The organism is Microbacterium laevaniformans (assembly GCF_016907555.1).
GTDB lineage: Bacteria > Actinomycetota > Actinomycetes > Actinomycetales > Microbacteriaceae > Microbacterium > Microbacterium laevaniformans.
Genome location: NZ_JAFBCE010000001.1, coordinates 985,575 through 1,008,870, shown reverse-complemented (window position 1 = coordinate 1,008,870; position 23,296 = coordinate 985,575). Strand labels below are relative to the sequence as shown.

At 67.9% G+C, this 23,296-nt stretch carries 20 protein-coding genes; 7 read left to right on the top strand and 13 right to left on the bottom strand.

From position 1 onward, the window contains the following. Positions 1-3 precede the first annotated feature (3 nt). A complete protein-coding gene (locus JOE53_RS04665) occupies positions 4-930 on the bottom strand; it encodes a heme o synthase (RefSeq protein WP_061681572.1) in 927 nt (308 codons plus the stop codon). Positions 931-1,195: 265 nt separating this feature from the next. Here JOE53_RS04665 and tkt point away from each other — a divergent pair, with 265 nt between their 5' ends. The 6 genes from tkt to pgl are packed head-to-tail and all read left to right on the top strand — an operon-like array spanning position 1,196 to position 9,330. Continuing rightward, positions 1,196-3,274 carry a transketolase gene (gene tkt / locus JOE53_RS04660; protein ID WP_204946924.1) on the top strand — a complete coding sequence of 693 codons (2,079 nt, stop codon included), beginning with the start codon at positions 1,196-1,198 and terminating at the stop codon, positions 3,272-3,274. Continuing rightward, positions 3,271-4,413 carry a transaldolase gene (gene tal / locus JOE53_RS04655; RefSeq protein WP_204946923.1) on the top strand — a complete coding sequence of 381 codons (1,143 nt, stop codon included), beginning with the start codon at positions 3,271-3,273 and terminating at the stop codon, positions 4,411-4,413. Before tkt ends, tal begins: the two co-directional genes overlap by 4 nt. Continuing rightward, positions 4,410-6,029: a glucose-6-phosphate isomerase gene (locus JOE53_RS04650; protein WP_204946922.1), complete on the top strand. Its 1,620-nt coding sequence runs from the start codon at positions 4,410-4,412 to the stop codon at positions 6,027-6,029. Before tal ends, JOE53_RS04650 begins: the two co-directional genes overlap by 4 nt. Positions 6,030-6,053: 24 nt before the next feature. Beyond that, a complete protein-coding gene (gene zwf, locus JOE53_RS04645) occupies positions 6,054-7,604 on the top strand; it encodes a glucose-6-phosphate dehydrogenase (protein WP_204946921.1) in 1,551 nt (516 codons plus the stop codon). Beyond that, positions 7,601-8,542 (top strand): glucose-6-phosphate dehydrogenase assembly protein OpcA, encoded by a 942-nt coding sequence (locus tag JOE53_RS04640; protein WP_061681580.1) that lies wholly within the window; start codon positions 7,601-7,603, stop codon positions 8,540-8,542. The genes zwf and JOE53_RS04640 overlap by 4 nt, the downstream gene beginning before the upstream one ends. Before the next feature lie 8 nt (positions 8,543-8,550). Further along, positions 8,551-9,330, top strand: a complete 780-nt coding sequence (gene pgl / locus JOE53_RS04635) for a 6-phosphogluconolactonase (protein ID WP_061681588.1) — start codon at positions 8,551-8,553, stop codon at positions 9,328-9,330. An 88-nt stretch (positions 9,331-9,418) separates the two neighbouring features. Here the strand turns inward: pgl and JOE53_RS04630 are convergent, their stop codons facing one another. The 11 genes from JOE53_RS04630 to JOE53_RS04580 form a co-directional block, all read right to left on the bottom strand. Beyond that, entirely contained in the window at positions 9,419-9,775 is a 357-nt protein-coding gene (locus JOE53_RS04630) for an RNA polymerase-binding protein RbpA (RefSeq protein WP_005049266.1), read from the bottom strand. Further along, entirely contained in the window at positions 9,775-10,023 is a 249-nt protein-coding gene (gene secG / locus JOE53_RS04625) for a preprotein translocase subunit SecG (RefSeq protein WP_036283588.1), read from the bottom strand. Before secG ends, JOE53_RS04630 begins: the two co-directional genes overlap by 1 nt. Before the next feature lie 171 nt (positions 10,024-10,194). Continuing rightward, a complete protein-coding gene (gene tpiA / locus JOE53_RS04620; protein WP_005049262.1) occupies positions 10,195-10,977 on the bottom strand; it encodes a triose-phosphate isomerase in 783 nt (260 codons plus the stop codon). After that, the gene (locus tag JOE53_RS04615) at positions 10,977-12,194 is read right to left on the bottom strand and encodes a phosphoglycerate kinase (protein WP_204946920.1); all 1,218 of its coding nucleotides are present in this window, start codon (positions 12,192-12,194) and stop codon (positions 10,977-10,979) included. Before JOE53_RS04615 ends, tpiA begins: the two co-directional genes overlap by 1 nt. 9 nt (positions 12,195-12,203) lie before the next feature. Then, a complete protein-coding gene (gap, locus tag JOE53_RS04610; RefSeq protein WP_036287920.1) occupies positions 12,204-13,214 on the bottom strand; it encodes a type I glyceraldehyde-3-phosphate dehydrogenase in 1,011 nt (336 codons plus the stop codon). 138 nt (positions 13,215-13,352) lie between these two features. Continuing rightward, positions 13,353-13,982: a superoxide dismutase gene (locus JOE53_RS04605; RefSeq protein ID WP_121190226.1), complete on the bottom strand. Its 630-nt coding sequence runs from the start codon at positions 13,980-13,982 to the stop codon at positions 13,353-13,355. A 130-nt stretch (positions 13,983-14,112) separates the two neighbouring features. Further along, positions 14,113-15,090, bottom strand: a complete 978-nt coding sequence (gene whiA / locus JOE53_RS04600) for a DNA-binding protein WhiA (RefSeq protein ID WP_005049255.1) — start codon at positions 15,088-15,090, stop codon at positions 14,113-14,115. A 40-nt stretch (positions 15,091-15,130) separates the two neighbouring features. Continuing rightward, on the bottom strand, positions 15,131-16,006 hold the full coding sequence (gene rapZ, locus JOE53_RS04595; protein ID WP_005049253.1) for an RNase adapter RapZ: 876 nt from the start codon (positions 16,004-16,006) through the stop codon (positions 15,131-15,133). A gap of 44 nt (positions 16,007-16,050) precedes the next feature. Next, a complete protein-coding gene (gene uvrC / locus JOE53_RS04590; RefSeq protein ID WP_204948173.1) occupies positions 16,051-17,970 on the bottom strand; it encodes an excinuclease ABC subunit UvrC in 1,920 nt (639 codons plus the stop codon). A 2-nt stretch (positions 17,971-17,972) separates the two neighbouring features. Continuing rightward, a complete protein-coding gene (gene uvrA / locus JOE53_RS04585) occupies positions 17,973-20,885 on the bottom strand; it encodes an excinuclease ABC subunit UvrA (protein ID WP_204946919.1) in 2,913 nt (970 codons plus the stop codon). Positions 20,886-20,946: 61 nt separating this feature from the next. Further along, a complete protein-coding gene (locus JOE53_RS04580) occupies positions 20,947-21,384 on the bottom strand; it encodes a MarR family winged helix-turn-helix transcriptional regulator (RefSeq protein WP_204946918.1) in 438 nt (145 codons plus the stop codon). Between the two features lie 32 nt (positions 21,385-21,416). Between JOE53_RS04580 and JOE53_RS04575 the strand changes: the two genes are divergently transcribed. Further along, positions 21,417-21,659 carry a hypothetical protein gene (locus JOE53_RS04575; protein WP_036287935.1) on the top strand — a complete coding sequence of 81 codons (243 nt, stop codon included), beginning with the start codon at positions 21,417-21,419 and terminating at the stop codon, positions 21,657-21,659. A 30-nt stretch (positions 21,660-21,689) separates the two neighbouring features. Here JOE53_RS04575 and JOE53_RS04570 read toward each other — a convergent pair whose 3' ends face one another. After that, the gene (locus JOE53_RS04570; protein WP_271171050.1) at positions 21,690-23,264 is read right to left on the bottom strand and encodes a UDP-N-acetylmuramoyl-L-alanyl-D-glutamate--2,6-diaminopimelate ligase; all 1,575 of its coding nucleotides are present in this window, start codon (positions 23,262-23,264) and stop codon (positions 21,690-21,692) included. Positions 23,265-23,296 lie beyond the last annotated feature (32 nt).

Below are 23,296 nucleotides of genomic sequence, written 5' to 3'. Positions count from 1 at the left end.
CGATCAGAACGGCAGCAGCGGGTCGATCGCGATGGCGACGAACAGGAGCGTGAGGTACGTGATCGACGCGTGGAAGACTCGCATCGGACGACTCTGCTCCCCGCGGACGGCGCGGTTGTAGAGCACATGGGACTCGACGATGAACCAGCCGCCGAAAACGAGTGCGGATGCCGTGTACACGAGTCCCATACCCGCGACCGGGATGAGCAGGAGCGAAGAGGCCACGGTGGCCCAGGCGTAGAGGATGACCTGCAGCCCGACCTGCCGACCGTTGCGGGTGGCGCCCAGCATCGGCACGTCTGCTTCTCGGTAGTCACCCTTGTACTTCATCGAGAGCGGCCAGTAGTGAGGCGGAGTCCAGAGGAAGACGAGGAGGAAGAGGACGAAGGGAGCCCAGGTCAGCGATCCCGTGACCGCAGACCACCCGATGAGCACGGGGAAGCACCCGGCGATCCCACCCCAGACGATATTCTGTTCGGTGCGGCGCTTCAGCAGCATCGTGTAGATGACCACATAGAAGAAGATGGCGACGGCGCTCAGTGCCGCGGCCAGCCAGTTGGTGGTCAGCAGCAGCCAGAGCGTGGACCCCACGGCCAGACTCCACGCGAACACCAGTGCGCCCCGCGGCGTCACCTCGCCCGTCACGAGTGGCCGGTTCTCGGTGCGCCGCATATGCGCATCGATGTCGCGATCGAGGTACATGTTGAAGGTGGCAGCCGATCCCGCGCTCATCGCGCCGCCGATCACCGTCGCCAGCACGAGCCAGAGGCTCGGCATCCCCCCTTGCGCCAGGATCATGACCGGAACGGTCGTCACCAGGAGCAGCTCCAAGACGCGCGGCTTCGTCAAGGCGACGTAGGCGCGGACCTTCTGACCGAGGGAACGAGCGACCGCGACGTCGTTCACCGCGGACACGCTCGACTGCACCATGTCCGCTGACCCCTTCCCCGGCTCACTCCAGATCCTCGTCCAGTCTAGGTCACGACCAATCGGGTGATCGCCCGGGCCATGGACGCCCTGCGACCGACCGGCATCCGCCGACGAATTCTCACGGAGGACACATGCGGCCTGCGACCCGCGGCACTTCGCTAAGCTGAAAACACAGGCGTCGCCGAGCGCCGGCAGGTAGCGGTTCGACGCCGCCGCGGCCGGCTGGAGAGTCGGACGCACTCCCCTCTTTTCGAAAGGGCACCACGTGTCGGAACTGGTTTGGGATGAGATCGATCGGCGCGCGGTGGACACCGCTCGCGTGCTGGCCGCGGATGCCGTGGAGAAGGTGGGCAACGGACACCCCGGCACGGCGATGAGCCTGGCGCCGGCCGCGTACCTGCTGTACCAGCGGGTGCTGCGCCACGATCCCTCGGACACGCACTGGATCGGCCGCGACCGCTTCATCCTCTCCGCGGGCCACTCGTCGCTGACCCAGTACGTCCAGCTCTATCTCGGCGGTTTCGGACTCGAGCTGTCCGACCTGGAATCCCTCCGCACGTGGGGCTCCTTGACCCCCGGACACCCCGAGTACGGGCACACGAAGGGCGTCGAGATCACCACGGGCCCGCTCGGTCAGGGTCTGTCCTCGGCCGTGGGCTTCGCCTACGCGTCCCGCTACGAGCGCGGCCTGTTCGACCCCGAGGCGGCCGCCGGCACGAGCCCGTTCGATCACTTCGTGTACGTGATCGCGGGCGACGGCGACCTCCAGGAAGGTGTCACGAGTGAGGCCTCGAGCCTGGCCGGACACCAGAACCTCGGAAACCTCATCGCCATCTACGACTCGAACCAGATCTCCATCGAGGACGACACGAACGTCGCGTTCACCGAAGACGTCGCGAAGCGCTACGAGGCGTACGGCTGGCAGGTGCAGACGGTCGATTGGAAGAAGACCGGCGAGTACGTCGAGGACGTCGCCGAACTGTACGCGGCCATCGAAGCCGCGAAGGGCGAGACCGACAAGCCGTCGCTCATCATCCTCAAGACGATCATCGGCTGGCCCTCGCCCGGCAAGCAGAACAGCGGAAAGATCCACGGCTCCGCCCTGGGCGCCGACGAGCTGGCAGCGACGAAGAAGGTCCTCGGGTTCGACCCGGAGCAGTCCTTCGTCGTCGACGAAGACGTGATCGCGCACACGCGCGCTCTCCAGGAGCGGGCCACCGAGGCGCGCGCGGCCTGGCAGGTCGCCTTCGACGCGTGGGCTGCGGCCAACCCCGAGCGCAAGGCCCTGCTGGAGCGCCTGGAAGCCGGCGAGCTGCCCGCCGATGTCTCCGTCCCGGAGTTCACGTCCGGTAAGGACGTGTCCACGCGCGCCGCTTCGGGTCAGGTCATCAACGCGCTCGCCGCGCAGCTTCCGGAGCTCTGGGGCGGTTCCGCCGACCTGGCCGAGTCGAACCTCACGACGATCAAGGACGCCAAGTCGTTCATTCCCGCCGAGTGGTCGACCCACGAGTGGTCGGGCGACCCGTACGGGCGTGTGCTGCACTTCGGCATCCGCGAGCACGCGATGGGTGCGATCGTCAACGGCATCAAGCTGCACGGCCCGACACGCCCGTTCGGCGGCACGTTCCTGATCTTCAGCGACTACATGCGCCCGCCGGTGCGCTTGGCCGCTCTGATGGACATCCCCTCGATCTTCGTGTGGACGCACGACTCGGTCGCCCTCGGCGAGGACGGACCGACGCACCAGCCGATCGAGCAGCTGTCGACGCTGCGACTCATTCCGAACTTCACCGTGGTGCGCCCGGCGGATGCGAACGAGACGTCCGCGGCCTGGCTGGAGATCGTCCGTCGCACCAGCGGCGGGCCGGTCGGCATCGCGTTGACGCGTCAGAACATCCCCGTGTTCCCTCGCGGCGAGGCGGGCTTCGCGACGACCGACGGCGTGGCGAAGGGTGCGTATGTGCTCATCGACGCCGAGGGCGGACAGCCCGACGTGATCATCATCGCCACCGGCTCTGAGGTACAGCTGGCCGTCGCGGCCCGCGAGACCTTGGCCGCCGAGGGCATCCAGGCGCGCGTCGTCTCGGCCCCGTCACTGGAGTGGTTCGCCGAGCAGGATGCCGCCTACCGCGAGAGCGTGCTGCCGGCCGCCGTCACGGCGCGCGTGTCCGTCGAGGCCGGGTCGACCCCGCTCTGGCGCGGCATCGTGGGCGACACCGGCCGTACGGTCGGCATCGACCACTTCGGCGCCTCCGCCGATTACAAGACCCTGTTCGAGAAGTTCGGTATCACCACCGATGCGGTCGTGGAAGCGGCCCGCGCAACCGTCAAGGAGAACGCATGAGCACCCCCACCCCGGGCTCGACCCCGACCCAGCAGCTCGTCGACGCCGGCGTCAGCATCTGGCTCGACGACCTCTCCCGCGCGCGCATCGCGTCGGGCAACCTCGCCGACCTGATCTCGTCGCGCAATGTCTCAGGCGTCACGACGAACCCGTCGATCTTCCAGGCCGCCATCGGCAACCAGAACGACGACTCGTACGACGCACCGCTGGCCGCGCTGGCCGAAGGCGGCGCGGATGTCGACGCCGCGATCTTCGAGCTGACGACCACCGACGTGCGTGACGCCGCCGACATCTTCCGCGGCGTGTTCGACGCGACGGGCGGCGTAGACGGCCGCGTGTCGATCGAGGTCTCCCCCGATCTCGCTCACGACACCGACGCCACCGTCGCCGAGGCGGAGAAGCTGTGGGCCAAGGTCGACCGGCCCAACGCCCTCATCAAGATCCCCGCGACCAAGGCCGGCCTGCCCGCGATCACCGCGGTCATCGGCGCGGGCATCTCGGTCAACGTGACGCTGATCTTCTCGCTCGAGCGGTACGCCGAGGTCATCGACGCCTACCTGGCGGGCCTGGAGCAGGGGAAGGCGGCCGGGCATGACCTGTCCGGCATCCACTCCGTCGCCTCGTTCTTCGTGTCGCGCGTGGACACCGAGGTCGACAAGCGTCTGTCGGCTTTCGAGAGCGAGGATGCCGAGGCACTGAAGAGCCGCGCGGGCCTGGCGAACGCGCGTCTGGCCTACGAGCTGTTCGAGCAGCAGTTCGCGACCGCGCGCGCTCAGGAGCTCATCGCCGGCGGCGCGAACGTGCAGCGTCCGCTGTGGGCCTCGACCGGTGTGAAGGATCCCGCGCTGCCCGACACGCTCTACGTCACCGAGCTCGTCGCACCCGGCACCGTCAACACGATGCCGGAGAAGACGCTCGAGGCCACCTTCGACCACGGTGTCGTCACCGGCGACACCGTCACCGGTGCCTACGAAGACGCTCACCTGGTCTTCTCGCAGCTCGCCGAACTCGGCGTCGACATCAACGATGTCACCCAGACGCTCGAGGACGAGGGCGTCGCGAAGTTCATCGCCTCGTGGCAGGACCTCAAGAAGACCGTCGCCGAGGCTCTGGCGACGGCCCCGGAGACCAGCCGGTGAGTTTCGAGATCCACGTCTCGGGTCACGTCAAGCAGGTCGTCGACCAGACCGTTCCGGGTCTGGTCGACAGCCTGATCGCCAGCGGTATCACCGCCGGCGACCCCGACCTGTGGGGACCCGAGGCGGCATCCGAGGCGGCTGTCCGCCTCGGATGGGTGAACGCGGTCAGCATGTCACGCCCCCTCGTCGCCGAGATCCTCGCGCTGCGCGAGAATCTCGTCGCGCGCGGTCTCACCCGCGTCGTGCTCGCGGGGATGGGGGGCTCTTCGCTCGCGCCCGAGGTCATCGCGCGCACGGCGGGCGTGCCGCTCGTGATCCTCGACTCGACCGACCCGGCACAGGTCCTGTCCGCGATCGACGGGGATGCCGAGTCCGGCAGCCTCGCGCAGACGGTGCTCGTCGTCGCATCGAAGTCGGGGTCGACCATCGAGACCGACTCCGCGCAGCGCGCCTTCGCGGCTGCCTGGTCCGATCTCGGCATCGATCCCGCCGAGCGCATCGTCGTGGTCACCGACCCGGGATCCCCGCTCGAGCAGTCCGCCCACGACGCCGGGTACCGCGTGTTCACCGCCGACCCGAACGTGGGAGGACGCTATTCGGCGCTCACCGCTTTCGGGCTGGTGCCCTCGGGGCTGGCGGGCGCGGACATCGCGGAGCTGCTGGACGAGGCGGAAGCCACGCTTCTGGAGGTCGCCATCGACGACCCCCGCAACCCCGCGCTCACACTCGCCGCGGCCATCGCCGGCGGGGACCCGCGCCGCGACAAGCTGGGCCTGATCAGTGACGGCACGCACATCGCCGGCCTGCCCGACTGGATCGAGCAGCTCGTCGCGGAATCCACCGGCAAGAACGGCACCGGCATCCTTCCCGTGGTGCTGCTGCCGCTCTCCCCGGAGGTCGACCAGACCCCGGCAGACCTGCAGCTCGTGCGTCTCGTGGATGATGCCGTGCATTTCCGGCTGATCGAGCAGCACCCCGACGAGGTGCTCGTGAGCGGATCGCTGGGCGCCCAGTTCGTCGTCTGGGAGTATGCGACGGCCATCGCGGGACGCATGCTGGGCATCAACCCGTTCGACCAGCCGGACGTCGAGTCCGCCAAGGCCGCGGCTCGCGCGCTGCTCGAAGCGCGTCCCGACGTCGGCGCACCCGCCTTCACGGTGAACGGCGTCGAGGTCCGCGTATCCGATCCCGTGCTCGCGGCGTCCGGCACACTCGCCGGGGTGCTGGACGCCCTGTGGGCTCGTCTCGGTCCCGACGGCTACGTCGCCGTGCAGGCCTACGCCGATCGCACCTCGGTGCCTCAGCTTTCCGGCATCCGCGAACTCATCGCCGCCGACACGGGCCGTCCGACGACGTTCGGCTGGGGTCCCCGCTACCTGCACTCGACGGGGCAGTTCCACAAGGGCGGACCGGCCAGCGGCGTGTTCTTGCAGATCATCGGAGCCGGAGAGGTCGATCTGGAAATACCCGGTCGCCCGTTCACGTTCGGTCAGTTGATCACCGCTCAGGCGGCCGGCGACGCGGATGTGCTCGTCGCGCACGGACGACCCGTGGTCACCCTCACCCTGACCGACCCTCAGGTCGAGGTGCTTTCCCTGTTCGAGGCCGCGCAGTAGCGCGACCAGGAGGAGTCTTTCTCGATGATTGCCGAGATTTCGCGCGACCACAATCCGTTGCGCGATCCCGATGACCGCCGCCTCAACCGCATCGCCGGTCCCAGCGCACTGGTGATCTTCGGCGTGACAGGCGATCTGTCGCGCAAGAAGCTGATGCCGGCCGTGTACGACCTCGCCAACCGTGGACTTCTGCCTCCCGGTTTCGCCCTCGTGGGCTTCGCGCGTCGCGACTGGGAGGATCAGGACTTCGCGAACGTCGTCCACGATGCCGTCCGTCAGTACGCGCGCACGCCGTTCCGCGAGGAGACGTGGAAGCAGCTGCTGCAGGGCATCCGCTTCGTGTCGGGCGAGTTCGGCGACGACGACGCGTTCCGCCGTCTGCGCGAGACGGTGGAGAAGCTCGACGTCGAACGGGGAACGATGGGAAACCACGCGTTCTACCTGTCGATCCCGCCGCGCGATTTCCCGATCGTGGCCAAGCAGCTGAAGGCGTCCGGACTGGTCGACGACAAGTCGAACAACCCGGATGCGTGGCGTCGGGTGGTCATCGAGAAGCCGTTCGGCAGCGACCTGCAGACGGCTCGCGAACTCAACGCCACACTCGAGGTCGCCTTCCCGGCCGACTCGATCTTCCGCATCGACCACTACCTCGGCAAGGAGACGGTGCAGAACATCCTCGCACTGCGCTTCGCGAACGAGCTGTACGAGCCGCTGTGGAACGCCAATTACGTCGATCACGTGCAGATCACGATGGCCGAGGACATCGGTGTCGGCGGACGCGCGGGCTACTACGACGGAATCGGCGCGGCACGCGACGTGATCCAGAACCACCTTCTCCAGCTGCTCGCACTGACCGCGATGGAGGAGCCCATCTCGATGGACGCGAAGGATCTGCGCGCGGAGAAGGAGAAGGTGCTCGCGGCGGTGCGCCTGCCCGATGATCTGTCCACGGCCACGGCACGAGGTCAGTACGGTGGCGGCTGGCAGGGTGGCGAGAAGGTCACCGGCTTCCTCGAAGAGGACGGGATGAACCCGGACTCGACGACCGAGACGTACGCGGCCGTGAAGCTCGAGATCGCGACCCGCCGCTGGGCGGGGGTGCCCTTCTACTTGCGCACGGGCAAGCGCTTGGGGCGGCGGGTGACGGAGATCGCCGTCGTCTTCAAGCGTGCGCCGCAGCTGCTGTTCCAGCGCAATCAGACGCTCGAGCTCGGACAGAACGCGCTCGTGATCCGCGTGCAGCCGGACGAAGGAGTGACGATCCGGTTCGGCTCGAAGGTGCCCGGTGCGGGCAACGAGGTGCGCGACGTCACGATGGACTTCGGCTACGGCCACGCATTCACCGAGTCCAGCCCCGAGGCGTACGAACGCCTCATCCTCGACGTGCTGCTGGGCGACCCGCCGCTGTTCCCCCGTCACGAGGAGGTCGAGCTCTCGTGGAAGATCCTCGACCCCGTCGAGGAGTTCTGGAGCTCCGAGGGCGGACCGCTCGAACAATACTCTCCCGGCTCGTGGGGCCCTCCCTCAGCCGATGAACTCCTGGCCCGCGACGGCCGCGTCTGGAGGCGTCCATGATCGTCGACCTGCCCGACACCACGGTGTCGAAGATCGCGCGTTCGCTCGTGAGCGTGCGCGAGGAGGGTGGCGCCGTCGCCCTCGGTCGGGTGCTGACCCTGGTGATCGTCACGACCCACGGCCTGCACGAAGAGGCGATCGAGGCCGCCAACGACGCCTCGCGCGAGCACCCGATGCGCGTCATCGTGCTGATCGCGAACCCCGACGGCGACGCCAAGCTCGACGCCCAGATCCGCGTCGGTGGCGACGCCGGCGCCAGCGAAGTCGTGGTGCTGCGCGCGCAGGGCGATGTCGCGAGCAACCAGGAGGGCCTCGTGACGGGGCTCCTGCTGCCGGATGCGCCCGTCATCGCGTGGTGGCCGGACTTCCCGCCCGTCGAGCCCGCGGCATCCGACATCGGACGCATGGCCCAGCGCCGCATCACCGACGCGTCGACGAAGCCCTACGCCAAGGATCGCCTCTCGCGTCTCGGGCCGTCGTACGAGCCCGGCGACACCGACCTCGCGTGGACACGCCTGACGCACTGGCGCGAGCAGTTGGCGGCGGTGCTCGACCAGCCGCCCTACGAGCCGGTGACGAGCGTCGAGGTGGTCGGAGCCGGCAGCTCGCCCTCGACCGGTCTGCTCGCCGCATGGCTGCGACTCAAGCTCGACGTGCCGGTCACCTGGCGCTACTCGCCCCCGGAGGAATGGGAGCACGGCATCCAGAAGGTGCGGCTGACGCGTGCGAGCGGCGACATCGTGCTCGAGCGGACGAACGACATCGACGCCACGCTCACGCAGCCCGGACAGCCGTCGCACGACATCGTCCTCCCCCGCCGGACACTGCGCGAATGCCTCGCGGAGGAGCTGCGCAGGCTCGATCCGGACCTCCTGTATGGTCGAGTGATCACGGAGGGCTGGGAGCTTCTCGGCCCGGCGACCACGAGCGAGTCCTAGGAGTTCCGATGGCGCAGATGTGGACCGAGAAGCGCGTCGTGATCAGCCCCGACGCGCCGACGCTGGCGGCGGCGGTCGCCGAACGCCTGCTGTCCCGTCTCGCCCGTCGATCGGCCGCAGGCAAGACGACCCACATCGCTCTGGCGGGCGGCCAGATCGGCACTGCGGTGCTACGCGCCGCCGGCGACAGCCCTCGACGTGCCGACATCGACTGGTCGCTCGTGCACATCTGGTGGGGCGACGAGGTGTTCACGACGCCGGACGACGTCGATCGCCACGACAGCGCCGCCCGCGCCGCGCTCTTGGACCGGGTCGCGCTGCCGGCGAGCAACATCCACGCGATCGCGGCCAGTGACGTCGCCGCCGATCCGGATGCCGCCGCGGCCGCGTACGCCGACGAGCTGTCGCGCTTCGGCACGCCGGAGCAGGCGTGGCCGGAGTTCTACGTCTGCTTCCTCGGCGTCGGCTCCGATGGACACGTCGCGTCGCTCTTCCCCGATCGGGTCGAGATCCAGCTGACGGACCGTACGGTGGTCGCCGTTCGTGACGCCCCGAAGCCGCCCCCCGTGCGCGTCACGATGACCCGCCCGGTGATCAACTCGGCGCGCTGCGTCTGGCTCGTCGTCTCTGGTACCGACAAGGCCGCCGCCCTCGGGCTGGCCCTCGCCGGCGCCAGCTATGAGACCGTGCCGGCGGCCGGCGCCAAGGGGCGCAAGAAGACCATGTTCTTCGTCGACGAGGCCGCCGCCGCGAACGTGCCCGCCGAGCTCATCGACCAAGACTTCTGATCGACCCTCAGCTCACAGCAGAAGCCCTCGTGCGCGACGATCGTTCGTCTCGCACGAGGGCTTCTGCGCGGGCCTCGGGCCGGAAAGGTCAGGCTTGGCCGCGGCGTTCCCGCAGCTGCTGCAGGGCGTCGTCGAGAAGGGCATCGGCCTCTTCGTCGGTGCGACGCTCCTTCACATAAGCCAGATGCGTCTTGTAGGGCTCGGTCTTCGCGAGAGCCGGGGGGTTGTCCTTGTCACGTCCCGCCGGCAGTCCCGAGTGCGGAGAATCGATGACTTCGGGGATCTCCTCCTCCGCGATTCCCGCGGCGAAGTAGCGGACGGTCTCGTTTCCCAGAGCGTCCCAGTACGACACGGCGATGCGGTCGGCGTGATGGCCGTGGTCCTGCTCGCCCATGGGTCCGGCACCCACTCGGGTGCCGCGAATCGCGTTTCCGCCGGTTGCCATCAGAGCCCCTGGAACTTGGTGATGAGTCCGAGCGCGACGATCGCGACGAACCAGACGAGTGCGAGGACGACAGTGAACCGGTTGAGGTTGCGCTCCGCGAGACCCGACGATCCGAGGGCGGAACTCATGCCGCCACCGAACATGTCGGACAGGCCGCCACCGCGCCCCTTGTGCAGGAGGATCAGGAGGGTCAGCAGGAGGCTGGTGATGCCCAGCACCACCTGCAGTACGAACTCGAGGATGTCCACAGTCGAAAATGCCTTTCGCGGCGCCCGCGTCATCGAGCGCACAAAGGTCGAGTATACCGAGGTTTGCACTCGCGCCCTGCGGTGCTCGCTCAACGACCGGAGGCTCTCCTCCGGTCGTTGAGCGAGCGAAGCGGGTCGAAACGCGGAGCGCAGCGCGTCGATTGACCCGTGTCAGACGCCGACGTGCTTCTGGTAGCGGATGATGGCGGCGAACTCGTCGGCCACCAGGCTCGCCCCTCCGACGAGCGCGCCGTCGACATCGGGCTCCCGCATGAAGCTGGCGATGTTGCCGGACTTCACCGAACCGCCGTAGAGCACACGGGTACGCGCCGCGGCATCCGCACCGAGAGTCTCGGAGAGCACCTGGCGCAGCGCCGTGCACACCTCCTGAGCCTGTTCGGGCGACGCCACCTGACCGGTGCCGATGGCCCAGACGGGCTCGTAGGCGACGACGATGTCCGCGTCGGCCGCAACCCCGGCCAGAGCCGCCTGCAGCTGCGCGACCGAGACCGCCGTGGGCCCCGACTGCTCACGCTGCTCGAGCGTCTCACCCACGCAGATCACCGGGACCAGGCCGTGCCGCAGCGCCGCCTGAACCTTCTCGGCGACGATCGCGTCGGACTCGTGGTGGTACTCGCGACGCTCGGAGTGACCGATGATCACGTACCGGCAGGCGAGCTTGCTCAGGAAGGCTCCCGAGACCTCGCCCGTGTAGGCGCCGGAGTCGTGCGTCGACAGGTCCTGCGCGCCGAGCGCGAAGGGGATCTTGTCGGCATCCAGCAGCGTCTGGACCGTACGCAGATCGGTGAACGGCGGGAAGACCGCCACCTCGACCGATCCGTCGTCGTGCCCGGCATCCTTCAGTGTCCAGTGCAGCTTCTGCACGAACGCGACCGCCTGAAGGTGGTCGAGGTTCATCTTCCAGTTGCCGGCGATGAGCGGTGTGCGCGACATCAGGCCTCCCATCCCAGGATCTCCAGCCCGGGGAGCTTCTTGCCCTCCAGGAACTCCAGGCTTGCGCCGCCACCGGTCGAGATGTGACCGAACTGGTCGTCGGCGAAGCCGAGCTGACGAACGGCTGCTGCGGAGTCGCCGCCACCTACGACGGACAGACCATCGACCTCGGTCAGCGCCTGCGCGACCGTCTTCGTTCCGGCTGCGAACGCCGGCATCTCGAACACGCCCATCGGCCCGTTCCAGAACACCGTCTTCGCGCCGCGGATCGCGTCGGCGAAGATCTCCGCCGTACGCGGACCGATGTCCAGGCCCATGCCGTCGGCGCCGAAGGGAGTGTCCTCGAGCGCGTCGGCGGAGGCGACGACGTGATCGGCGTCGGCGGCGAAGCCGGATGCCATGACCGCATCGACCGGGAGGATCAGCTCGACGCCGCGCGCCGCGGCATCCGCGATGTAGCCCTTGACGGTCTCGATCTGATCGGTCTCGAGCAGGCTCTTGCCGACCGGGTGGCCCTGAGCCGCCAGGAAGGTGAAGAGCATGCCGCCACCGACGAGGATCTTGTCTGCGCGAGGCAACAGATGGGCGATGACACCCAGCTTGTCGCTGACCTTCGACCCGCCGAGGACGACGGCGTATGGGCGCGCGGGGTTCTCCGTGAGGCGGTCGAGCACGTCGACCTCCTTTTCGATCAGATACCCCGCGGCCGACGGCACCAGCTCGGCGAGATCGTAGACCGACGCCTGCTTGCGGTGCACGACACCGAAACCATCGGAGACGAGGACGTCGCCGAGGGCGGCGAGCTGCTCCGCGAAGGCGCGACGCTCGGCGTCGTCCTTCGCGGTCTCACCGGGGTTGAAGCGCAGGTTCTCGATGACGGTCACATCGCCGTCCTCGAGGGCCGCGACGGCCTCCTGCGCGGACCTCCCCACCGTGTCGCGGGCGAAGACGACGGGCTTGCCGAGCAGCTCGGAGAGGCGCTGAGCGACCGGCTCGAGGCTGTACTTGGGGTCGGGCGCGCCGTCCGGGCGTCCGAGGTGGGAGCACGCGATGACGCGCGCGCCCTGGTTGATGAGCTCGTTGAGGGTCGGAAGAGCCGCCCGGATACGGCCATCGTCCGTGATGACGCCGTCCTTCAGAGGGACGTTGAAGTCAACACGGACGATGACACGCTTACCGGCCAGCGACCCGAGGGATGCAAGGGTGCGCAAAGCCATGGTGAAGCCTCAGAGCTTGTCGGCGACGAGCTCGGTGAGGTCGACGAGGCGGTTCGAGTAGCCCCACTCGTTGTCGTACCAGGACGACACCTTCACGAGGTTGCCGGAGACGTTCGTCTGACCCGCGTCGAAGACCGACGAGTGCGGGTCGAGCTGGATGTCGCTGGAGACGATGGCGTCCTCGTTGTACTTGAGGTAGCCGACGAGCTCGCCCTCCTCCGCCGCCTTCTTGTACGCGGCGTTGATGACCTCGGCCGTGAGGCCCTCGGTCGGGGTGATGATCGTGAGGTCGACGATCGAGCCGGTGGGAACCGGCACGCGGTACGACGAACCGCTCAGCTTGCCGTTGAGCTCGGGCAGCACGAGACCGATCGCCTTGGCCGCACCGGTGGAGGCCGGGACGATGTTGATCGCGGCGGCGCGGGCGCGGTGCAGGTCGCTGTGCGGGCCGTCCTGCAGGTTCTGGTCGGCCGTGTAGGCGTGCGCCGTCATCATGAACCCGCGCTCGATGCCGAAGTTGTCGTTGAAGACCTTGGCGAGGGGCGCGAGGCAGTTCGTGGTGCAGGAGGCGTTGGAGATGATGTTCATCGTCGCCGAGTCGTAGTCGCCGTCGTTGACACCCATGACGAAGGTGCCGTCGACGTCGGTGCCGGGAGCGGAGATGATGACCTTCTTCGCGCCGCCTTCGATGTGCTTCTTCGCGTCGACGGCCTTGGTGAAGCGACCGGTCGACTCGATGACGATGTCGACACCGAGCTCGCCCCACGGGAGGTTCGCCGGGTCGCGCTCTTCGAAGACCTTGATGGCCTTGCCGTTGACGGTGATGGAGTCAGCATCGTACGAGACCTCGGCGTCGAGGCGGCCGCCGACGGAGTCGTACTTCAGCAGGTGGGCGAGGGTCTTGTTGTCGGTGAGGTCGTTCACCGCCACGATGTCGAGGTCAGCTCCCTGCTCCAGCGCGGCACGGAGGAAGTTGCGGCCGATACGGCCGAAGCCGTTGATTCCGATCTTGACAGACACGTTGTCTCCCGGTTCATGTCGCGACGGCGACGACGTTTCGACGCGCCACTCGCGAACTTGGTGTGTGAAGGAAAAAGGATGCCGGGTCACCGCCCGTCGCCGGGAGGGACCCGGCATCCTCACCTGGTCTTGAGACTACTACTTGAGCAGTCCGGCCGTCTTCTCGCGCGCCGTCGAAAAGCGCTCGGCGACGTTGCCCCAGTTGGCGATGTTCCAGACGGCCTTGACGTAGTCGGCCTTGACGTTGAGATAGTCCAGGTAGAAGGCGTGCTCCCACATGTCCAGCTGGAAGACCGGGATGGTTCCCTGCGCCGTGTTCGACTGCTGGTCGAACAGCTGCTGGATGATCAGCTGCTCGCCGATCGTGTCCCAGCTGAGCACCGCCCAGCCCGAGCCCTGGATGCCGGTCGCGGCAGCCGTGAAGTGCGCCTGGAACTTGTCGAAGCCGCCGAAGAACTCGTCGATGGCCGCCTTCAGCTCGCCCTCGGGAGCCCCGCCGCCGCCGTCGCTGGCCGGCGCGAGGTTGGTCCAGAAGATCGAGTGGTTGACGTGCCCGCCGAGGTTGAAGGCGAGGTCCTTCTCGAGCTTGTTGACGTTCGCGAGGTTGCCGCTCTCACGGGCCTCGGCGAGCTGCTCGAGCGCGGTGTTCGCGCCGGTCACGTACGCCTGGTGGTGCTTGTCGTGGTGAAGCTCCATGATTTTGCCGCTGATGTGCGGCTCAAGAGCTGCGAAGTCGTAGGGGAGGTCGGGCAGCGTGTAGATCGCCATGTTCTCTTCTTCCTGTCGTCGGCGCCGCAACTGCGCTGCGGCGATGGGACATTGCCATCCTATTGAGGTGCAACGCGAGGGCGAGGGGGTTGTTCCCGCCGAGCACGACGTGTAACGAACTCGGGCGGCGTCAGTCCTCGAGGCCTTCAGGAACCGCCGAGTCTGTGCCGGGGATGCCGTCGGCGACGGCCTTCTTGTCGGCCATGGCGAGAAGACGCCGGATGCGGCCGGCCACGGCATCCTTGGTCAACGGCGGATCGGCGTGGTGCCCCAGTTCGTCCAGGCTCGCGTCGCGGTGGGACAGACGCAGCTCTCCCGCTTCGCGGAGGTGGTCGGGGACCTCGTCGCCGAGGATCTCCAGGGCGCGCTCGACGCGCGCGCACGCGGCGACGGCGGCCTGCGCCGAGCGACGCAGGTTGGCGTCATCGAAGTTGACGAGTCTGTTCACGCCGGCGCGCACTTCGCGGCGCTGGCGCATCTCCTCCCAGGCCTGCGCCGTGCGCACCGCGCCCATCTCCGCGAGGGCGACGCGGATCGCCTCTCCGTCGCGCACGACCACGCGAGGCACGCCGCGCACCTCGCGGGCCTTGGCTGCGATGCCGATGCGATGCCCCGCCCCGACGAGCGCCATAGCCGCTTCGCCCGACGGGCACGCGATCTCCAAGGCGGCCGATCGGCCGGGGTCGGAGAGCGTGCCGCTCGCAAGGAACGCGCCACGCCAGACGGCGGCCAGATCGTGGCGAGCGCCCGTGGTCAGCTTGTTCGGGAGGCCGCGCACCGGACGACGACGCGCGTCGAGCAGACCCGTCTGACGTGCGAGCGTCTCGCCACCCTCGATGACGCGGACGGCGAAGTGGCCGCCGGCGCGACCGCCCGACGCCTGGACGCGGTGCAGTTCGGGACGGACCCCGTAGATCTCCATGATGTCGCGGGCGACACGACGCGCGAGCGGGTCGGTCTCCAGTTCGGCCTCCACGGCGACGCGGCCCGCGATCGAGTGCAATCCCCCGGAGAAGCGGAGGATGGCGGTGAGTTCGGCCACCCGCGCCGTGGGACGAGGGTCGCGGACCGCGGCCAGCTCTGACTTCACGTCAACGGTTGGCGACACAGCGATCCTTCGTTCGGGGAGTGCGGGACAAAGGACTAGCCTACTCGCGACCGAGGTCGCGGTGCTTCACACGAACGGCGACCCCGGGCACCTGTGCCAGCTTGTCGGCGAGCTCCAAGGCGGTCACGACCGAACGATGCTTGCCCCCGGTGCAGCCCACCGCGAGCACCGAGTGCCGCTTGTTCTCGCGCTGATAGCCCTCGAGCACGGGGTGCAGTGCGCGGGCGTACGCGTCGATGAACTCGCGCGCACCCTCTTGGGCCAGGACGAAGTCGCGCACAGGTTCTTCTTCACCCGTGTGTCCCTTCAGCTCGGGGATCCAATAGGGGTTCGGCAGGAAGCGCATATCGGTGACGAGGTCGACGTCGGTCGGTAGACCGTACTTGAAGCCGAAGCTCATCACCGTGATGGTGTGGCGCGCCTCTCCGGCCTCGCTGAAGAGGTCGACGACGCGCGAGGCGAGCTGATGGATGTTCATCTCGCTCGTGTCGACGATGACGTCAGCACTCTCACGGATGACCCGGAGGCGATCGCGCTCACGCAGGATGCCGTCGAGGATCGTCCCGTCGCCCTGCAACGGATGCGGTCGCCGCACCGACTCGAAACGACGCACGAGCACATCGTCTGCGGCGTCGAGGAACAGCACCCGCAGCTGTCGTCCGGCCCGCAGCGCGTTGGTGACCGCCGGCAGCGCCTGGAAGAGATCGCGTCCGCGGACGTCGACGACAGCGGCGAGCTTCGGTAGCGCTCCGCCGGCCATCTCGGTCAGTTCGAGGAGATGCCCGAGCATCTGCGGCGGCAGATTGTCGACGACGTACCAGCCCAGGTCTTCGAGGGCGTTGGCCGCCGTCGTGCGCCCCGCTCCCGACATGCCCGTGACGATGAGCACCTCACCGGCGCGCTGCTCGTCAGTCACGTGCTCTCCCTGGGTGTTCGAGGGCCGGTGCGGATGAGCACAGCCTAGCGATTCGCAAGGCGTTGCTCGATCGCGGCGGCCAGCTTGGGGCCGATTCCGGGCAGCGCCGTCATCTCGTCCGCGGACGCATTGCTGAGCGCGGCGACGGAGCCGAAGTGCCGAAGCAGGGCCTTGATCCGTGCATCACCGAGCCCCGGGACCTCACCCAGCACGGTGGAGATGTCGCGCTTGCGGCGCTTTCGTTGATGGGTGATCGCGAAGCGGTGCGCTTCGTCGCGCAGGCGCTGGATCAGGTAGAGGGCCTCGGAGGTGCGGGGAAGGATCACCGGGAAGTCCTCCCCCGGCAGCCAGATCTCCTCCAAGCGCTTGGCGATGCCGCACAGTGCGATCTCGGCGTGCCCGGCATCCTCGAGGGCGCGTGCGGCAGCCGCGACCTGTGGCGCACCGCCGTCGACGACCAGCAGCTGCGGACGGTATGCGAACCGCGGTCGTTTGCGCTCGGTGACCACCGGCGACTCGCCATCGGCGGGATCGACCCCCGCCACCGCCGTTTCCGCAGCGGCGGCAGCGGCCTCGTCGCGGTCGACGTGGGCCAGGCGACGCGTCAGCACCTGATAGAGCGAGTCGGTGTCGTCGGTCGTCTCCGCGATGCTGAAGGAGCGGTACTGATCCTTGCGCGGCAGCCCGTCTTCGAAGACCACCATGGAGGCCACGACGTTGGTTCCCGACAGATGCGACACGTCGTAGCATTCGATCCGCAGCGGCGCCTCGTCCATGCCGAGGGCGAGTTGCAGGTCGGTGAGAGCTTTCGTGCGCGACGTGTAGTCGGACGTGCGGCGCGTCTTGTGCAGCAAGAGCGCCTGCTGCGCGTTGACGGTGGCGGTGCGCATCAGGTCGGCCTTGCGCCCGCGTTGGGCGACCTGCAGGCTCACGCGCTTGCCGCGCCGCTCCTGCAGCCACTGCTCCAGCTCCGCGGCATCATCCGGCAGGCGCGGCACCAGGACCTGGCGAGGGATGTCGGATGACTCAGCGTCACCGTACGTGCGCTGGAGCACCTGATCCACCAAGTCGGCGGAGGAGATGTCGAGCTCCTTGTCGATGGTCGTCGCACGGACACCGCGTACGCGACCGCCCCGGACGACGAAATGCTGCACCGCCGCCGAGAGTTCGTCCTCCGCGATGCCGAACAGATCGGCATCCGTGTCCTCGGCCAGCACCAGAGAACTGCGACTGAGCACCGCATCGATCGCCTGCAGCCGGTCGCGGTAGACCGCGGCCGATTCGTAGTCCATCGCCGCCGCCGCCTCGCGCATGCGCGCGGTGAGGTCACGCGCGAAGCGCTGGTCTCCGCCCGCCATGAAAGCGACGAAGTCGTCGACGATGGCGCGGTGCTCCTCGATCGTGACCTTCATCGAACACGGTCCGCCGCATCGACCGATCTGTCCCGGAAAGCACGGTCGTCCGGTCGCCATGGCCTTCTTGTACGACGCGTCGGAGCAGGTGCGGATGGGGAAGACCTTGATCATCAGGTCGATCGTGTCGTGCACCGCCCACACCTTCGGGTACGGGCCGAAATAGCGCGCTCCGGGAATGCGCCGATTGCGGGTCACGATGACGCGCGGCGCCTCGTCGGCCAAGGTGATCGCCATGTAGGGGTACGACTTGTCGTCCTTGTAGCGCACGTTGAACGGCGGCGAGAACTCTTGGATCCACATGTACTCCAGCTGCAGCGACTCGACATCGCTGCCGACCACCGTCCACTCCACGGACGCCGCCGTGAGCACCATCCGGCGGGTGCGCTCGTGCAGGGTGTGCAGCGGCGCGAAGTAGTTCGACAACCGGGCGCGCAGATTCTTGGCCTTGCCGACGTAGAGGACGCGGCCGTCCGCGTCGCGGAAGCGGTAGACCCCGGGCTGCGTGGGGATCTCCCCCGGCTTCGGCTTGTAAGGAAGCGCGTCGGCCATCGTCACCCGGCCTTCCGCACCGGCCCCCGCGCCGTCGCTGCCGCGTCAGACGGCCCTGCCGCGAGGATCTCGGCCAGGAAGGCGCCGGTGTGGCTCTCTTCGACGCGCGCCACCTGCTCGGGCGTCCCCGTCGCGACGATGCGGCCGCCGCCCGAACCACCCTCGGGCCCCAGGTCGATGATCCAGTCGGCCGACTTGATCACGTCGAGATTGTGCTCGATGACGACGACCGTGTTGCCCTTGTCGACGAGACCGCCCAGCACCTTCAGCAGCAGGGACACGTCCTCGAAGTGCAGACCGGTCGTCGGCTCGTCGAGGACGTAGATGCTGCGCCCGTTCGAGCGACGCTGCAACTCGGTCGCGAGCTTGACCCGCTGCGCCTCGCCGCCGGAGAGGGTCGTCGCCGACTGTCCGAGTCGGACGTAGCCGAGACCGACGTCGACGAGCGTCTTGAGGAAACGATGGATCGCCTGGATCGGCTCGAAGAAGTCGGCCGCCTCCGAGATCGGCATCTCGAGCACCTCGGCGATGTTCTTGCCCTTGTAGTGCACGGCGAGCGTGTCACGGTTGTAGCGCTTTCCGTGGCAGACCTCGCAGTCGACGTAGACGTCGGGGAGGAAGTTCATCTCGATCTTGATGGTGCCGTCGCCCGAACATGCCTCGCAGCGGCCGCCCTTGACGTTGAAGCTGAACCGGCCGGGCTGATAGCCGCGCACCTTCGCCTCGGGCGTCTCGCTGAACAGCGTGCGGATGCGATCGAACACCCCCGTGTACGTTGCGGGGTTGGAGCGCGGCGTCCTTCCGATGGGAGCCTGATCGACGTGCACGACCTTGTCGAGGTTGTCGAGCCCGGTGATGCGGGTGTGCTTGCCCGCCACACGCCGCGCCCCGTTGAGCTTTGTCGCGAGGACTTCGTAGAGGATGCCGTTGACCAACGTCGACTTGCCCGAGCCGCTGACGCCCGTCACTGCGGTGAGCACACCGAGCGGGAACTCGGCCGTGACGTTCTGCAGGTTGTTCTCGCGCGCGCCGACGACGGTCAGCATTCTCTTCTTGTCGACCTTGCGACGCTTCTTGGGCGTCGCGATCGACCGTCGCCCGCTGAGGTAGGCGCCCGTCAACGAGCGCTCTTCCTCGAGCAGCGACGACAGCGGACCCGAATGCACGACCTCGCCTCCGTCGACACCCGCGCGGGGCCCGATGTCGACGATCCAGTCCGACGCCTGCACGGTCTCCTCGTCGTGCTCGACGACGATGAGGGTGTTGCCCAGATCCTTCAGCCGGACGAGGGTCTCGATCAGCCGGCGGTTGTCTCGTTGGTGCAGCCCGATGGAGGGTTCGTCGAGCACGTACAGCACGCCCGTCAGCCCGGAGCCGATCTGCGTCGCGAGCCGGATGCGCTGGGCCTCCCCACCGGAGAGCGAGCCCGCGGAGCGTCCGAGGCTCAGATAGTTGAGTCCGACCTGCACGAGAAAGTCCAAGCGCGCGCGGATCTCCCTGAGGACGGCGGCGGCGATCTTGGCTTCGCGGTCGGTCAGCTCGAGCTGCGCGAAATACTGCTGGGCGTCGGCCAGACTCATGCGCGACGCATCGGCGATCGAATGGTCGTGCACCAGGACGGCCAGCACCTCGGGCTTCAGACGGTCGCCGTGGCACACGGGACACGGGACCTCACGAAGGTACTCCGCCCATCGCTGGCGCTGCGCGTCGGTCTCGGCCTGGGTGTACTGACGCTCGATGTAGGGCACCACCCCCTCGAACCCGGACGAGTAGCGCATCTCCCGGCCGTAGCGGTTGCGCCACTTCACCGTGACCTTGTAGTTCTCGCCGCGAAGGATCGCATCCTGGACGTCGGTGGACAGGTCTCGCCACGGTGTGTCGAGCGAGAAGTCGAGGTCATCGGCCAGGCCCACCAGGAGGCGCTCGTAATACTGGTACAGCCCCTTGCCTTGTGTCGTCCATGGGATGATGACGCCGTCGTTGATCGACAGTTCTTCATCGCCCAGCATCAGCTCGACGTCGACCGACATCCGCGTGCCCAGACCCGAGCACGTGGGGCAGGCACCGAACGGGGCGTTGAACGAGAAGGTGCGTGGCTCGATTTCGGTGAGCTGCAGCGGATGCCCGTTCGGACAGGCGAGCTTCTCGCTGAAACTCACCCACGCGTCGTCGCCTTCTTCGTCGACGAAGTTGATCTGCACGATGCCGTCGGCGAGGCCGAGCGCGGTCTCGACCGAGTCGGTGACGCGGCCGAGGATGTCGCCACTTGCCACGAGCCGGTCGACCACGACCGCGATGTCATGCTTGTAGCTCTTCTTGAGCGTCGGGGGCTCGGCGAGCTGGATCAGCTCGCCGTCCACCACGGCGCGGGCGTATCCCTTGGCCGACAGCTCCTTGAAGAGGTCGACGAACTCGCCCTTCTTCTGCGTCACGACCGGGGCCACGATCTGATAGCGCGTGCGCTCGGGCAGCTCCATGAGCTGGTCGGCGATCTGCTGCACGGTCTGTCGCTGGATCTGGGCGCCGCACTCGGGACAGTGCGGAACACCGATGCGGGCCCACAGCAGACGCATGTAGTCGTGGATCTCGGTGATCGTCCCGACCGTCGAACGCGGGTTGCGGTTCGTGGACTTCTGATCGATCGAGACGGCGGGACTCAATCCCTCGATGAAGTCGACGTCCGGGCGGTCGACCTGACCGAGGAACTGCCGCGCGTACGCGCTCAGCGACTCCACGTAACGACGCTGACCTTCGGCGAAGATCGTGTCGAAAGCGAGGCTGGACTTGCCCGAACCGGAGAGGCCGGTGAAGACGACGAGGGAGTCGCGCGGGATGTCGAGATCCACGTTCTTGAGGTTGTGGACGCGGGCTCCGCGCACGCTGAGTTTCGACGAGGCAACAGGGACGATGGGCACCGGATAAGTCTAGGTGTGGCCTCCGACACCGGATCCGAGGTGCGCTCTCGGCGTACCCTCCTCAGTCCGGCCGACGGCCGGCGAAGGGGGCGAGACCGTCGCGCAGTGCCGCAAGTTGGTCGGCATCCATCCCGACTCTCGCCATGATCTGCGCCGGCACGTCGAGAGCCCGTGCCCGCAGAGACGTGCCGTCGGCGGTGAGCGCGATATCCAGCACCCGCTCGTCGTCAGTGCGGCGCGTGCGACTGACCCGCCCCTGCGCCTCGAGGCGCTTGACGAGCGGCGACAGCGTGGCCGGTTCCATCGCAAGCTCCTCCGCGAGCTCGCCCAGCGAGCGCGGCGAGTGCTCCCAGAGGGCGACCATCACGAGGTACTGCGGGTGCGTCAGGCCGAGGGGATCGAGGACAGGACGATAGATGGAGACGACGTTGCGTGCGGCCGTCACGAGAGCGAAGCACAGCTGGTTCTCGAGCTTCAGCAGATCGTCGCGCGCATCCATGCCTCTACTGTACTCATTTCGTTAGTACACTAATGTTCATGACACGAAACGATGCCGAGCGGCCACCGCTGCGTCAACGGGTGCGCGACGCCGGCGGGTGGTACACGTACCTCAACACGCGGCTCATCCGCCTGGCCGGTCCCGCGTCGGTCGGTCCGTACGAAAGCGAGCCCGAGCCGGCGCGCGCCGAACGGGCCTGCCCGCTCTGCGGCCACGCGATGTCCCAGCACACGTTCGACCGCAGCGGCCCGAAGCCGCTCATGCACTGCCCCTGATCAGGATCGCCCGTCAGGCGCGCTCGAACGTCATGATCGCGCGCGCTGCCGCAGCGCCCACTCCACCTCGTCGGGGTCGCTGTGCGGAACGATCACGCCGTCTCGCATGATCTGGTGACGCTCGTCGCCCTTCCCGACGATGGCGATGAGGTCGCCCTCCCGGGCGAGTTCGACGGCCTTGTGGATCGCCTCGGCTCGGCCGCCCACGTCGAAGACCTCTGCGCGCGAGCCGCGCGTACCGGCGACGACGGCTCGCCTGATGGTCGCGGGGTCCTCGTCGGCGGGATTGTCGTCGGTGACGATCACGATGTCCGAGGCCATCGCGGAGAAGCGGCCCATGAGCGGGCGCTTGTGCGCATCGCGATTGCCGTTGGATCCGATCACCGTGATGATGCGCCCCGGCGTCAGAGGCCGCATCGCGCGCAGTAGCGCGTTGATCGCCTCGGGCTTGTGGCCGGCGTCGATGACGACCTGGAACTCGGCATCCACGGGGACGAACTGGACCCGCCCCTCGACGCCCGCGAAGTTCGCAATCCCCTCCACGGATGCCGAGAGAGGATGACCCACGATGTCGAGGGCCGCGACCGCGGCCAAGATGTTGCTGACGTTGAACTCTCCCACCAGGGGTGTGGTGAAACGCTCCGTCTGGCCATCGGGTCCGATCACCGTGAACGAGGAGCCGTCCAGCCGCAGGTCGATGTCGACAGCGCGCCAGTGCGCGTCGCGACCCGTCACCGAGAACGACTGCGTGTTCAGGTCGGCATCGGCATGCAGGCGCCGCCCGGCCCGGTCGTCGACGTTCACCAGCGCGACATAGGACATCGCCGGCGTCAGCAGCTCGCGCTTGGCCAGCAGATAGGCCTCCTGCGTGCCGTGGAAGTCGCGATGGTCGTGGCCGAGGTTGAGGAAGATGCCGACGTCGAAGCGGAGGCCTTCCACGCGACCCATCGTGATGGCATGGCTCGACACCTCGGAAGAGACCACCTCGACACCGCGCTCGCGCATGAGCGCCAACAGCGCGTGCATCTGCGGGGCTTCCGGAGTGGTGAGAGTGGACGGAACGGCGACGCCGTCGATGCGCGTTCCCATCGAGCCGATCACCCCGGTGTGCCGGGACTGACGCGCTGCATCGACGAGATAGGTCGTCGAGGTCTTGCCCTGCGTGCCCGTGATGCCGATCGTCTTCAGCGCACGCGCAGGCTGGTCGTAGAACCAGGCGGCGAGCCCACCCAACACCCGACGGGGGTGCCCATCGACGACGATCCGTGGGAGCGCGGAGAGTCCTGTCGTGGCGTCGATGATGTCGGCGCCGGCGGCGTCGGTGAGCACCGCGACCGCCCCGGCTTCCACGGCGTCGGCGAGATAGCGGGCGCCGTGAGTCCGGGCCCCCGGCTGGGCGAAGAACAGATCACCCGGCTGCGTCGAGGCTGCGCTGAGAGCGATACCCGTGACGAACGCGTCACCGGCGACGAGAGACGCACCGACCTGATCGGCGATGTCGGCGAGTGAGCGAGCAACGACGTTCTGCGGACGGTTCGCGGCGGGCTGCGCAACCCCCATTCCGGCCTCCGAAGGAACCGACGGGGAGGACTGCTCGATGCTCACTCGGCGACGATAGCAAAACAGTGCGAACCCGG